The organism is Pseudoalteromonas sp. QJM3NY_22, assembly GCF_056173065.1.
In genome coordinates this window covers 1,945,407-1,959,195 of sequence record NZ_CM149655.1, presented here as the reverse complement: position 1 = coordinate 1,959,195, position 13,789 = coordinate 1,945,407, and the positions used below count along the sequence as shown (strand labels likewise).

Annotated in this window: 11 protein-coding genes; 1 reads left to right on the top strand and 10 read right to left on the bottom strand. The window is 38.5% G+C overall.

Going from position 1 to position 13,789, the window contains the following annotated elements:
- Positions 1 to 60 precede the first annotated feature (60 nt).
- Positions 61 to 1,434 (bottom strand): NADP-dependent phosphogluconate dehydrogenase, encoded by a 1,374-nt coding sequence (gene gndA, locus AC0VZ4_RS08705; RefSeq protein ID WP_475441472.1) that lies wholly within the window; start codon positions 1,432 to 1,434, stop codon positions 61 to 63.
- Positions 1,435 to 1,807: 373 nt separating this feature from the next.
- Here gndA and pyk point away from each other — a divergent pair, with 373 nt between their 5' ends.
- Complete coding sequence (pyk, locus tag AC0VZ4_RS08700; protein WP_475441471.1) at positions 1,808 to 3,244, top strand: pyruvate kinase; 1,437 nt, start codon at positions 1,808 to 1,810, stop codon at positions 3,242 to 3,244.
- A gap of 64 nt (positions 3,245 to 3,308) precedes the next feature.
- Here the strand turns inward: pyk and AC0VZ4_RS08695 are convergent, their stop codons facing one another.
- From AC0VZ4_RS08695 to thrS, 9 genes are all read right to left on the bottom strand, one after another.
- Positions 3,309 to 4,133, bottom strand: coding sequence for a LytR/AlgR family response regulator transcription factor (locus AC0VZ4_RS08695; RefSeq protein ID WP_007379105.1), 825 nt, complete (start codon positions 4,131 to 4,133; stop codon positions 3,309 to 3,311).
- Positions 4,130 to 5,203, bottom strand: coding sequence for a sensor histidine kinase (locus tag AC0VZ4_RS08690; RefSeq protein ID WP_007379106.1), 1,074 nt, complete (start codon positions 5,201 to 5,203; stop codon positions 4,130 to 4,132). Before AC0VZ4_RS08690 ends, AC0VZ4_RS08695 begins: the two co-directional genes overlap by 4 nt.
- A 272-nt stretch (positions 5,204 to 5,475) precedes the next feature.
- Positions 5,476 to 7,032 carry a SulP family inorganic anion transporter gene (locus AC0VZ4_RS08685; protein WP_008133998.1) on the bottom strand — a complete coding sequence of 519 codons (1,557 nt, stop codon included), beginning with the start codon at positions 7,030 to 7,032 and terminating at the stop codon, positions 5,476 to 5,478.
- Positions 7,033 to 7,160: 128 nt separating this feature from the next.
- Positions 7,161 to 7,619 carry an Lrp/AsnC family transcriptional regulator gene (locus AC0VZ4_RS08680; protein ID WP_007375323.1) on the bottom strand — a complete coding sequence of 153 codons (459 nt, stop codon included), beginning with the start codon at positions 7,617 to 7,619 and terminating at the stop codon, positions 7,161 to 7,163.
- Positions 7,620 to 7,826: 207 nt separating this feature from the next.
- Positions 7,827 to 9,647, bottom strand: a complete 1,821-nt coding sequence (locus tag AC0VZ4_RS08675; protein ID WP_475441470.1) for a M14 family metallopeptidase — start codon at positions 9,645 to 9,647, stop codon at positions 7,827 to 7,829.
- 569 nt (positions 9,648 to 10,216) lie between these two features.
- Positions 10,217 to 10,576 carry a 50S ribosomal protein L20 gene (rplT, locus tag AC0VZ4_RS08670; RefSeq protein WP_002960711.1) on the bottom strand — a complete coding sequence of 120 codons (360 nt, stop codon included), beginning with the start codon at positions 10,574 to 10,576 and terminating at the stop codon, positions 10,217 to 10,219.
- Positions 10,577 to 10,591: 15 nt separating this feature from the next.
- Positions 10,592 to 10,792 (bottom strand): 50S ribosomal protein L35, encoded by a 201-nt coding sequence (gene rpmI / locus AC0VZ4_RS08665; RefSeq protein ID WP_002960713.1) that lies wholly within the window; start codon positions 10,790 to 10,792, stop codon positions 10,592 to 10,594.
- Positions 10,793 to 11,004: 212 nt separating this feature from the next.
- Positions 11,005 to 11,565 (bottom strand): translation initiation factor IF-3, encoded by a 561-nt coding sequence (gene infC / locus AC0VZ4_RS08660; RefSeq protein WP_002960714.1) that lies wholly within the window; start codon positions 11,563 to 11,565, stop codon positions 11,005 to 11,007.
- Positions 11,566 to 11,624: 59 nt separating this feature from the next.
- On the bottom strand, positions 11,625 to 13,535 hold the full coding sequence (gene thrS / locus AC0VZ4_RS08655) for a threonine--tRNA ligase (RefSeq protein ID WP_007582683.1): 1,911 nt from the start codon (positions 13,533 to 13,535) through the stop codon (positions 11,625 to 11,627).
- Positions 13,536 to 13,789: the final 254 nt, after the last annotated feature.

Sequence of the window (13,789 nt, the reverse complement as noted above, 5' to 3'; positions counted from 1 at the left end):
CAACTAAAAACAAAAAGGCACGCTAATAAGCGTGCCTTTAAACTTTTAAACAACTGCTTATTATCTAACTTTAGCGTCTATCTCTACTAAATCTGTTAAATGGCACATTTCACCACTGTGGGTTTTAATACCGTGTTCACCAAAGTAATCACGCTGGGCTTGTACTAAATGCCCATTACTTGGTGTAGTTAACGTCGCTAAATAAGTTTGCGATGAGCTAAGCACTGGAAACGCTAAGCCAGACATAATTGCTTGGCCTGTTACCTTACGAAGTGCCGCAGCTTCTTTATCAAGAGAATCAATAAATTCAACGCCTTGCGCTACGCTATCTAAATAATCGGCGCGAATAATACAACCTGCGCGCCAAGTTTGTAATGTTTTAGATAAATCAACTTTCCATTGATGTGTACGCGATGCCCCCTTTATAAGCGCTAAGCCTTGGCGATAAGCCAATAAGCTTGCAAGCGTAAATGCATCTTTTAGCTCTTCTAAATCAATATCAACGTTGTTGGTTGATTTAGTTGCATATGTCATCTCTTGTGCGGCAGTTGTATCGCATGCATTGGTTAAATGACGAGCTTGCACAGCAGCAACAAGTGAAGGGACAGCAATACCAAGTTCGAGTGCATTTTGCGCAGTCCAGAGACCGGTCCCTTTGGCGCCAACTTTATTATCAATTAAGTCCGCAAGCGGAACATTTTTTTGATTTTCAAGGGATAAGATATGGCTAGAAATCGAAAGCAGGTAACTATTTAATTGACCTTTTGACCAATCATCAAAAATAGCAGCCACTTCTTTGGGTGAACGGCCTGTGCCTAAACGAAGCAATTGGTACACTTCAGCGATTAATTGCATCAGTGCATATTCAATACCGTTGTGAACCATTTTTACAAAATGACCACTCGCAGACTGGCCTACACGCGCAAAGCATGAGTTGCCATTATAGCTTGCAGCTACTTTTTCAAACCAAGGTTCAATACGTTCCCAACCACCCTCAGAACCACTTGCCATCATTGCAGGGCCATGACGAGCGCCTTCTGCACCACCAGAAATACCCATAGTGGCAAATTCAAATTTATTTTGGTACTTAAGTTTACGCGTTATACCGTCTTTATAATTACTGTTACCACAATCAACAATCATGTCATTGCAATCAACGCCCGCGTCCACCAGTTCATTACAAACTGTATCAACTAGCTCACCAGCAGGAACAAGCAGTAAGATTGAACGAGGTACTTCTAAACGCTTTACCATGTCTCTTAAATCAGAAACAATATGCAGTCTATCGGCCATACCTTGCGATTTAGCACAACTTAATAACTCTTCACCCGCATGCGGATTTTTGTCATAAGCGACTAGCGTAATCCCTTTTTCAATCAAGTTTAAAGCAAGATTTTTCCCCATAACGCCTAACCCGACTAATGCAACTTGCATTTAGTGTCCTCCTCGGTAACAACTATTTGGTTAGTGAATGTAAATAATACCGTGTGCATTATACTGATACAGTCATAAAAGACTAATCACATAACTAATACAACATGCTTTTTTAATATAGATAAATAAGCTACGCGATTATATCAAACATCAGTGCTCTCAGGGTGACAAAAAGCAATGCTATTTAAAATTTAAGAACATTGACGCATTCTGACACCGGTGTCATAATGATGACACAATAGTTTTGTATAAAATAGTGGCAATAATACAAACATTGTCCATAACTAAAAATATTTTTACCTTTTTGTATTTGTATTTTAAATAACAAAACAACCGTTAACCCGCTTACATCTTAAGCACACAGGAGAATTTGATGCTAAGACGCACAAAAATAGTCGCTACCCTTGGGCCTGCTACCGATAGAGATAACAATTTAGAAAAAATTATTCGCGCCGGCACCAACGTTGTACGTTTAAACTTCTCACATGGTATTGCACAAGATCATAAAGACCGTGCACAAGCTGTACGCGACATTGCAAAAAGGTTAGGCAAACACATTGCTATTCTTGCTGACCTTCAAGGTCCTAAAATTCGTGTTTCTACTTTTAAAGAAGGTAAAGTAATACTTGCAGTAGGTGCTAAATTTACCCTAGATGCAAAAATGGAAAAAGGCGAAGGCGATGTTAATTCAGTAGGTATCGATTATAAAGAGTTACCTAACGATGTAAGCCCTAACGATTTATTGCTTTTAAACGATGGCCTTATCCAGTTAAGCGTTGATGAAGTAGTTGGTCATTTAGTGCATTGTACCGTGACTGTTGGTGGTGTTTTATCTAACAATAAAGGTATTAACCGTTTGGGTGGTGGCTTAACTGCTCCAGCATTTACTGAAAAAGATAAAGAAGATTTAATCACGGCAGCTGAAATCGACGTAGATTATATTGCAGTTTCATTCCCTCGTAGTGGCGATGATATGCGCTACGTTCGCTCTCTAGCTGAAGCGGCTGGTTCAAAAGCACAATTACTTGCTAAAATTGAACGTGCAGAAGCAGTAGAAACACAAGAAGCCGTTGATGACATCATTTTGGCGTCTGACGCAGTAATGGTTGCACGTGGTGATTTAGGTGTGGAAATTGGTGATGCTGCACTAATGGGCAAGCAAAAACTAATTATTCGTCGTGCTCGTTCATTAAACCGTACTGTAGTAACAGCAACGCAAATGATGGAATCGATGATCGATAACCCGATGCCTACTCGTGCAGAAGTTATGGATGTTGCAAATGCTGTTCTTGATGGAACAGATGCTGTAATGCTTTCTGCTGAAACAGCGGCTGGTGATTACCCTGAAGAAACAGTTGCTACAATGGCACGTGTTTGTTTAGGTGCTGAATCTCAAAAAGAAACACACGTTTCTAAACATCGTTTAGATAGTCGCTTTTCTAATAATGCTGAATCAATTGCCCTTTCTGCTATGTATGCAGCAAACCATTTAGATTCTGTTAAAGCAATCATCACACTAACTGAATCTGGCAGTACGGCTAAACTGATGTCGCGTATTAGCTCTGGTTTACCAATCTACTCGCTTTCACGTCATGCAAGTACGTTAGGTCAAACGGCACTTTATCGTGGTGTTTACCCAGTATTTTTTGATTCTACAAAAACTGAAAAAGACGGTATGGTAAAAGCAGCACTTGATACTTTAGTTGCTCAAGGCTCTTTAGAATCTGGCGATACAGTGATCATTACTCACGGTGACTCAATGGAAACCGTGGGCGCAACTAACACAATGAAAATCGTAACTGTTGTATAATTACTAAATATAAAAAATGCGAGCTTAGCTCGCATTTTTTTTGCCTGTAATAAAAGCGTTGGCTTTAACTTGCTAATGCCGCTTTTACTTTATCTCGGTAGCTTCGGCTTACTTTTAGTTCTTGTCCATTTTCAAGCACCAACAAGTACTCACCACTAACTTGTGTAACCAATTTACTAATTTGTTTTGTGTTAACAATGGCACTTCGGTGAACGCGGACAAACAAATGAGGATCTAGCTCTTGCTCTAGCTCTTTCATTGTTTTACGTAAAATATGTGTTTGTCCATCTTGGCAATGTAGGCACATATAATCGCCAGCTGCATCTACCCATTGGATTGTTGCTGCCGGAACGCGAATAATTTCCCCCTGCTCTTTTACGGCTAACGACTCTGGGTAGCGTCTGTCTGTCAATGTATCGCCAGTGGCTAACTTCTTAAGTATTTCTTCGCAATTATTACCTGTAATACCGGCTACAAAACTCGCTAGTTTTTTCTTATGGGCGTTGTCTTGCTGCGTTTTTAAATAGGTATGCACTTTCTCTACCGCCTGTTTTAGTCTGTTATCGTCAACGGGTTTTAAAATGTAATCTAATGCATGAATCTCAAACGCTTTCACTGCAAATTGGTCAAATGCAGTTACAAACACAATCGCAGGTAATACTTTCGTACTTTCGCTAAGTGCTCGTGCGACTTCAAACCCATTCATGCCTGGCATTTGAATATCTAAAAATACCAAATCTATTTTTTCGTTTTTACATGTTTCAATTGCATCAGCACCAGAGCTACATAACTTAATTACTTCAATGTCTGTAAATTCTGCAAGCCTTACATCTAAACCTTTACGTGCTAATGGTTCGTCATCAACAATAAGTGTTTTTATTTTTATCATTTCTTCACAGCCTTCTCAAACGGTACTCGCAGATTAACTTTTAATCCACTTGGCGTATTATGTGATAATACAAACGAATAATTATTTTCGTAGAGCGTTTTTAATCTATCTTTTGTGTTTGCGACACCAACCCCTTGGGCATTGACGAGTTGACCATCTTTTATTTCTGTTCCAGGACCATTATCGCCAACCTCTAACAGTAACTCATTAGCAAACACTTGCGCTTTAATATCAATCACACCGCCTTCTGTTAAGTGTGCAATAGCGTACTTAATTGAATTTTCTATAATAGGTTGCAAAATTAAGCTCGGTAATAATGCTTGCTTAGCTTCTTCGCTTACTTCAACGTTTACTTTTAATCGTTCGTCAAATCGCACACGTTCAATTTCAAGGTATAACATAAGCGCATGAAGTTCTTGCTCTAGCGGAACTTTTTTAATGGGATCAGTATTCAATGTATAACGCAAAAAGTCACTAAGTTTAGAGACCATTAAATTAGCATCTTTATTTTCTTTCACCAAAATCAATGTAGAAATTGCGTTAAGCGTGTTAAACAAAAAATGAGGATTTAGTTGATATCTTAGCATTTTCAATTGCGCTTCATGTGCCATGGTAGTCGCTTTTAACGCCTTTTGCCGTTCACCTTGTAGCAATTGATAATACTTAACGCCAAAGTATAAACCACTCCAACACAGTATAATATAAACTGAATCTAAACCCTGTTGTAAGTAATAAAACCACTCTTCAGGCCTATATCCGTGTCGGTAAATTTCCCATAGATTGAACTTTTGAACCACCGCCCACAAAGTACCGGTTATGTAAGAGGCACCAAATACCACCAACATAAGCACCCAAGGGGAGGCGTTCCATATTGTGCGATAGATATAACGAAGTGGCACTGTCATTAAACAGCCGGCATAAGCATTGAGTAAAATAACAAACACGTAAATATCACGCATTTCAAATACTTTGGAGCCGATGTAATTTACCAGTGCATAACCAATCCAGCCTGCAATTTGCAAAAGCCAAAAAAAGCGTTGTCGGTTATCAACTAACGATTGCCAGTTCAAAATTTACTTTTACTCCACAGTGTTAAAGCCTAATTATATAAAATCAACTTTTCGCTTGGCCTGATATTTTCTTATTTTGATAATAAAAAACAGCGTAAAATTAACTTTTAATAATAATTATATTTACACATTATATCGATTTATAAGAATGTTTAGCACTGCCAACTGTCTTAGTTTTTAAGAGCCTTAACGCAAAGTTCAGCACCGCTGATAATAAAAAAGCGAAAGGCCGTAACCTTTCGCTTTTTTAATGCTATTTATTGAATAAGTAATTATGCAAGCTTGTCTGAAGCAACTTTATAAGTTGGATCTTCAATCACATTCACTTCAACCAAATCGCGAGCTTTATGTAATAACTGAGTACAGTCTTTACTTAAGTGACGCAAGTGAAGTTGTTTACCGGCTTTTGTATATTTTTCAGCAAGCGTATCAATTGCTTCTATTGCACTGTGATCCGATACTCGGCTATGTTTAAATTCAACAATCACATTTTTAGGATCATTTTTTACGTCAAACAACTCAGAAAAGTTTTTAACCGAACCAAAGAATAACGGACCATGTAGCTCGTAGACTTTAGCGCCTTCTTCATCAATGTAGTTAGTTGTATATATTTGTTTAGCATGTTGCCAAGCAAATACAAGTGCTGAGACGATAACACCTACACACACCGCAATTGCTAAATCGGTAATAACCGTGACACCTGATACAAGCACAATTACAAACGCATCCGATAATGGTACACGCTTCATCATTTTAAAGCTTGCCCATTCAAATGTACCCAGTACAACCATAAACATTACACCAACAAGTGCAGCTAATGGGATCATTTCAATTAGGCTTGAGGCAAAAATAATAAAACCAAGTAACATAAGCGCAGCACTTATCCCTGATAAACGAGAGCGCCCACCTGAATTTATATTTATCATAGACTGGCCAATCATTGCACAGCCCCCCATTGCACCAAACATACCACAGGTAATATTTGCAGCGCCTTGACCTATACATTCTTTGTTGCTGTGGCCGCGTGTTTCTGTTATTTCGTCAATTAAACTAAGCGTTAATAACGATTCAATTAACCCAATAGCTGCTAAAATAAGTGCATACGGAAAAATAATTTGCAGTGTTTCAAAGTTAAAAGGCACCATAGGAATATGAAATTCTGGTAAACCGCCGGCTATTGTTGCCGCTTCGTCGCCCGTCATTCCTTTTAAGAAATCAAGCACGGTATGCGCTTCTAAATCAAAACCAATCACTAATCCTGTCACTGTTACTATGGCAACTAATGACGAAGGAACCGCTGTAGTTAGTTTTGGTAAAAAGTGAATTATTGCCATTGTCAATGCCACTAATCCCAGCATGATAAACAATGGACTGCCTGTCATCCACTCTTGCCCGCCCATACCGTCAGGCACTTTAAATTGCCCTAGCTGGGCTAAAAATATAACAATTGCTAAACCATTTACAAAACCCAGCATTACCGGATGAGGCACCATACGGATAAACTTTCCGAGCTTAAATATCCCCGCTAGTATTTGCAATATCCCCATTAGGAGTACGGTAGCAAATAGGTACTCTACACCATGATCAAGTACTAAACTTACCATAACAACAGCTAAGGCACCGGTTGCACCTGAAATCATACCAGGACGGCCACCAAATATTGCCGTAATTAAACCAACGATAAACGCGGCATATAGACCAACTAAAGGTTCTACATTTGCTACAAAGGCAAACGCAACAGCTTCTGGAACTAAGGCTAACGCCACAGTCAATCCAGACAGTATATCGTTTTTAGCAGAGCTTGGCGCCCTACTGAGTAAGTTAAACATTGAGTTCCTCAAATGGTATAATGGGTATAAAAAAAGCGCTAAATTCTATCAAATCAGCGCTCAGTTAACAATTGTCATTGTGTGGTTAAGCTAAACTAAAGCAGTTTAGCTTTAAAAAGAAAGTGCTTTTATAAAGGAAGAGAAGTACTACGTTTTACACATGTCATTGTTACATTAGAATGTACTTCTTGTACGTATTCTAAGCTTAATAAATTATCACGGACAAAGTGCTCATAGCCTTCAATGCCTTGTGAAATAATACGTAGCATGAAGTCCATTGTTCCAGCCATAGTGTAACACTCAGTCACTTGGTCGTAGCTCATAATCAGCTTTTCAAACTCAGCAAGGTTTTTCTTACCATGATTTGATAACCGCACATGTGCATATACAAGCATATCAAAGCCTAGTTTTTTCTCATCTAAAAGAGCTACTTTGCTTTTTATGTATCCATCTTGCTCAAGTTTAGCGATGCGTCGCCAGCAAGGTGATTGTGACAAGCCGACTTTATCAGCAATTTCAGCTGTTGATAAACTGGCATCTTGTTGTAAAAGTGCCAAAATTTGGCGATCTACGTGATTTAGAGACATTTTATTTCTTATTTATCAAATAAACTGGTTAAATTATACAGCTATTTTAAAAAACAGTCTGCTTATTTTTATCTTTTATACTTATATGTTATTTCAATCATCAAAGTAAAAGGTCAACCATACTAGCCAATTATAAATGAGCTAGTATTTTCATAACACACCTATTATGCCCTACAAGTATTTGTGTATTGCACGCCCTAGGGCGTATTATATTTCTTTATTCTTTTGATCCGGTATAGCAACCTTCTCTTCAAACGACATGAGTATCGGATATTTTAAATAAGCTTGGTCGTAAAACGGACTTTGCTCATATAGCCAATTCAAACGCGCATCCGCATCTTGAGCAAACGTCTTATCGTCATTGATTTTTTTATCAAACGCGAGTGCAAGTTTCGGATTATCTTTTAGCATTTGACGAGCATATGGGATGAGCGCATAATTTTCCATGTATTCTGTTCGCTGAAAAATTGTATTAAATTCCCCCCAAGCAAAAAATGAGTCTGGCGCTTCAGGATGTAATAAATGCACTGCAAGCTCACCTGCTTTTTGTTGAGTTGTTACTTGGTACCAACCATCTAAATCAACATTAATTGCAGTGATATAATCAAAGCTCGCTGATACTCTAAAACGACCTTCAAATGGCGCTTTGTCAAACGTATACTCTGCCACCTTTGCTACTTTTAAAGGCTGTGTATTTTCACCTTCCAGCTTATTAATAGAGACACCGTGTAGTTTCAACTTTTCTATAATATCAATGTATACAGGCGGAATAAAGAACGCTTTGGGTACTTCAACTGTATGCTGTACATCTTTTTGCCAATAAATAGGTAAGTCAGTATATGTATGTGCTTTACCTAAATACTTAACTTCATTTTGGCCCGAGAGCGCATTCATGCTTGATGAATATTCAATACCTTTAAATTGTGCAATCGTATCAGCCTGCTTGGCATAGCCACGCTTGACTATTAACTGTTTAGGAACAAATTCTTGTTCTTTTTTAACTGCATTAGCTAACTCATGACCATGTTTAGATAGTGCATTAATAGCACCATCTAAAAATACGTAAGTTCCTAAAACACGTTGTTTGTATGGCTTTAATGAATGATTTTCTACTAAAATAGTCGGTAATGACTTTAAATCACCCCAACCATTTGAAAAACGCGGCGTAGCAACCCACCCCGCTAACCCTTTTTTAAAATCTCGCTTATCCATAACAAAAACAAGTGGCCCTGGCGTATGTCCTTGTTTAGCTAGCGTCTCATCTATTAGGGGTTTAAAAAATTGATTTAAAGCATCAGATACCGCAGGCGATTCGCTCGAAAATACTGGATTGTAACCATAAGTCACATCGTACTGGTAATCTGCGCCATCGGTTACGTGTACATCAATGTATAAATTTGGGTTGTAGTCGTTAATAACCTTTAAAACGCATCTAACTTCAGGGGTATCTAATTTAGTGAAATCACGATTTAAATTAAGGTTATTAGCATTTGTTCTAAAGCCCATTTTTGTAGGGCCTCGCTGATTGATACGATTGAATGCACTGCTACGTTCGTGTCCATCTACATTTAAAATAGGAATAAATAATATATTTACCTTTTTTAAAATGTCACGACGCTTACCCGTGGCTATGTCTCTGAGCAGCATAAACATGGCATCTTTACCGTCTATCTCTCCAGAATGTATTCCCGCTTGAATAAAAATAGTCGGCTTAGTGCTATTAGCCATTTGTCCTGATTCAAAAAAACCTTGCTCGCTCGCTATCAACATCTTAATTGCACGTTTGCTGTTACTGTAGCCAATAGTTTGAGATTGAAACTGAGTAGGGTTTGCTGCAACGAGCCTATCAACAAATGCCATAGTATCTGAATAATTAGGCGATATCTCACCGTTAGACAACTCAAAATCGGTTGTTAATGGGCCCTGTTTTTGTAAAAGCTCTACACTTTTTCCCTGCCACTCAATGAGTGGAGGTAAATGTGCGTCATACGCCACACTTGCAGATAAAACGAGTAAACTTGCAAACATAAAATTCTCTAACAAACGCCTTAATTATATAAATTATATCAACTTAATTTTTTATAATGAGAAAACTGCGGTGATTCAACAAAAAAAAGCAGCCAATAGCATATGACTCACTTATGTTTGAAATTTAAGGCTTTATTACGCTAACGAACAATCGGTATAAAGTTTTAAAAAAAACAACTGGTTCAAACTCTTCTTCATTGTTGAACTGAATCAGAATTTTTAGCGCCGTTAACGCTAGGTTTAATAACAATCTGCTCATATATAGGTCTATATAACATTAAGAAAATTACGCTAGAGCTAGGCAAAAATTTCGTTATACAGTTGTTCTATATAAGAAATATTTTAACGCAGTTAACGTAAAATTTAATCCCTTAAACTGATTAGGTATTATTGCGGATTGGTATAATTAGTTAAATTACTCAAAGATTTATGCAGGCTGGTTTAATCTCCCAACTTGAGCAAATATTATTACGGATAGGTATTTGTAATTGAAATTGAAATAAAACTACTAAATAGCAGGCACAAAAAAAGGAGCCATAGGCTCCTCTTTAATACTTATACAAAAAAGCTTAAGCGGCTAGGCCTTCTTTTGCTTTTTCTACAAGCGCTGCGAATGCAACTTGGTCGTAAACAGCGATATCTGCAAGGATCTTACGATCGATTTCTACAGAAGTCTTTTTAAGACCATTGATAAAACGGCTGTAAGACAGACCATTTTGACGTGAAGCAGCATTGATACGTGCAATCCATAATTGACGGAAAGTACGTTTCTTCGCACGACGGTCACGGTAAGCGTATTGACCCGCTTTAGTAACAGCCTGGAAAGCTACGCGGTAAACACGTGAACGTGCTCCGTAGTAACCTTTTGCTTGTTTTAAAACTTTTTTGTGACGTGCACGTGCGACAACGCCGCGTTTAACTCTTGCCATTTCTAAAAACCCCTATTAAGCGAACGGTAACATACGTGAAACTAGACCATGGTCATTTTTATGAACCATCATCTTAGGACGTAGGTGTAACTTACGCTTAGAAGTTTTCTTAGTCAGAATATGACGAAGATGCGCTTGTTTACGCTTGAAACCGCCAGAAGCAGTCTTTTTGAAACGCTTAGCAGCGCCACTGTGACTTTTTAGCTTATAAGCCATTGCAATAACTCCAAATTGTATTGCTTTTAAATTAGTAAGCAGGCGTGAGATATATTTCTATAGCTCCACTTTTAGGCCTAACTTACTGCCATGTTCCGGTGAAGACCCAGCATAAATGCCGCAATCTTACTTTAATACCGGTTAACTCAGGTGAATATTCGCATATTACTTGCAGACCTGAGCTAATTTCGGTGCGTATTATCGCTTAAAAATTATTTTTTAGCAACAGGCGCCATCATCATAACCATTTGGCGACCTTCAACACGATTTGGGAAAGACTCAACTACTGCAAGTTCTTCTAAATCGGCTTTGATACGGTTTAATAATTCTATACCAATTTCTTGGTGAGCCATTTCACGACCACGGAAGCGGATAGTAATCTTAGCTTTATCGCCAGCTTCTAAGAACTTACGTAAGTTGCGAAGCTTAACCTGATAATCACCTTCATCCGTACCAGGACGGAATTTGATTTCTTTTATCTGGATTTGCTTTTGCTTCTTCTTCTGCTCTTTTAGTTCTTTGCTTTTTTCAAAGATGAACTTACCGTAATCCATGATTCTACAAACAGGCGGCTCAGCGTTTGGACTGATCTCAACAAGATCAACACCCGCTGCATCGGCCATAGTTTGCGCGTCTTGTAATGACTGAATTCCAGCTTGTTCGCCTTCAATGTCAATTAAACGAACTTCTTGCGCTGTAATTTCTTCGTTAATACGATTTTTTTGAGCTGTTTGTTGCCCTTTCTTGCCGCCTCTAATAGTACGTTCCTCCAAGAATATCAATAATATAAGCGTGTAATTGGCTGTTTGTTAATGCCTTACACGCTCGATTTTTACTGTCGATTTTTAATTTCTTCGCTAATTTTAGCTACAAAATCATCGACATTAAATTTGCCTAGGTCTTCACCTGTGCGAGTACGCACTGCTACTTCTTGTTGTTCAACTTCTTTATCGCCAACAACAAGCAAGTATGGAATACGCTTCAGTGTATGCTCACGGATTTTAAAGCCAATCTTCTCATTTCTCAAGTCAGCAGCGGCTCTAATTCCAAGTTTATTTAATTTTTGTACAACTTCTTTAACATAAGGAGCCTGTTTATCGGTAATATTCATAATTACCACTTGCTTTGGCGCAAGCCACGTCGGGAATAAACCAGCGTACTCTTCAGTTAAAATGCCAATAAAGCGTTCAATAGAACCTAAAATAGCACGATGTATCATTACAGGTGTACGACGTTCGTTATTTTCTGCTACATAAGTAGCGCCTAAACGACCCGGTAATGCAAAGTCTAATTGCACTGTACCACACTGCCACGCTCTGTCTAAACAATCGTATAAAGTAAATTCAATCTTTGGACCATAAAACGCGCCTTCACCCGGAAGATAATCAAATTCAATATCGTTTAGCTTAAGTGCTTCGGCTAAAGCAAGCTCTGCTTTATCCCACATATGGTCTTCACCAATGCGTTGTTCTGGGCGAGTAGATAGCTTAACGACAATCTTCTCAAATCCGAATGTTTCATATGTATCATAAACCATCTTAATACACGCTGAAACTTCGTCCATTATCTGCTCTTCGGTACAGAAAATGTGAGCATCATCTTGTGTAAAGCCACGTACACGCATTAAACCGTGTAGTGCACCTGATGGTTCATTACGATGACAACAACCAAATTCAGCCATACGAAGTGGTAAATCACGGTACGATTTTAAACCTTGGTTAAAGATCTGCACATGTCCTGGGCAGTTCATTGGTTTAATCGCGTATTCACGCTTTTCAGACTCAGTGGTAAACATTGCTTCTGAATATTTTTCCCAGTGACCTGATTTTTCCCAAAGTGAACGGTCCATCATCATTGGACCTTTTACTTCTTCGTACTCATATTCGCGTAACTTTTCACGTACAAATTCTTCAAGCTCGCGGTAAATGCTCCAACCATCGTTGTGCCAAAATACCATGCCTGGCGCTTCTTCTTGCCAATGCCATAAATCAAGCGCTTTACCAATACGGCGGTGATCGCGTTTTTCAGCTTCTTCAAGGCGTTTTAAATACGCTTTAAGTTGCTTTTTATCGCCCCACGCTGTGCCGTAAATGCGTTGTAGCATTTTGTTTTCTGAATCACCACGCCAATATGCACCCGCCACTTTCATTATTTTGAAGTTTTGGCAAAATTTCATGTTAGGAACGTGAGGTCCACGACACATGTCTACATATTCTTCGTGATGATATAATCCTGGGCGGTCATCTTTAGCGATGTTTTCGTCCAGAATTTCTATTTTGTATGTTTCGCCACGCGCTTCAAATGTATCGCGTGCTTCTTGCCAGCTTACTGTTTTTTTCACTACGTCGTAGTTGGTTTTTGCAAGTTGCAACATACGCTTTTCAATTGCTTCAAGATCATCTTGTGATAATGAATGTTCCATATCGATATCGTAGTAAAAGCCATTATCAATGGTAGGACCAATTGCCATTTTTGCGTCTGGGAAAAGTTGCTTAACTGCATGACCAATTAAGTGAGCACAAGAGTGACGAATGATTTCAAGGCCATCATCGTCTTTAGCGGTAATGATCTCAAGGCGAGAGTCTTCACTAATTAGGTCACATGCATCAACACGATCGCCATTAACACGACCTGCAATGGTTGCCTTAGCAAGACCAGGACCAATGTCGTTTGCTACATCAAGTGTGCTTACAGGGTTTTCAAAACTACGTTGACTTCCGTCTGGAAGAGTAATAACTGGCATTATAAATCCTTGCTACAGTGGTGACACCTACAATGTATCACGTGTATTTTTAATAAATTAAATGAGAATGACTCGACAACGCTTTTACGAATAAGCATTGACTAATATATGTAGATGAGGAGTCTATTCAACTACAAAGATATATTGTCGCGTGCCGCGCATTTAATTACAAGTTTAAAGGGGTGAAATCCACCCGTTTTATCCACAAAATGTAGCTTTTAAAGCAAAAAAATCATTTTATTAAAATATAAAAG

Coding starts and splice junctions, on each gene's coding strand:
- rplT (WP_002960711.1), bottom strand. CDS start 10,576: ATGGCAAGAGTTAAACGCGGCGTTGTCGCACGTGCACGTCACAAAAAA.
- AC0VZ4_RS08675 (WP_475441470.1), bottom strand. CDS start 9,647: ATGTTTGCAAGTTTACTCGTTTTATCTGCAAGTGTGGCGTATGACGCA.
- gndA (WP_475441472.1), bottom strand. CDS start 1,434: ATGCAAGTTGCATTAGTCGGGTTAGGCGTTATGGGGAAAAATCTTGCT.
- pyk (WP_475441471.1), top strand. CDS start 1,808: ATGCTAAGACGCACAAAAATAGTCGCTACCCTTGGGCCTGCTACCGAT.
- thrS (WP_007582683.1), bottom strand. CDS start 13,535: ATGCCAGTTATTACTCTTCCAGACGGAAGTCAACGTAGTTTTGAAAAC.
- AC0VZ4_RS08685 (WP_008133998.1), bottom strand. CDS start 7,032: ATGTTTAACTTACTCAGTAGGGCGCCAAGCTCTGCTAAAAACGATATA.
- AC0VZ4_RS08680 (WP_007375323.1), bottom strand. CDS start 7,619: ATGTCTCTAAATCACGTAGATCGCCAAATTTTGGCACTTTTACAACAA.
- AC0VZ4_RS08695 (WP_007379105.1), bottom strand. CDS start 4,133: ATGATAAAAATAAAAACACTTATTGTTGATGACGAACCATTAGCACGT.
- rpmI (WP_002960713.1), bottom strand. CDS start 10,792: ATGGCTTATAAGCTAAAAAGTCACAGTGGCGCTGCTAAGCGTTTCAAA.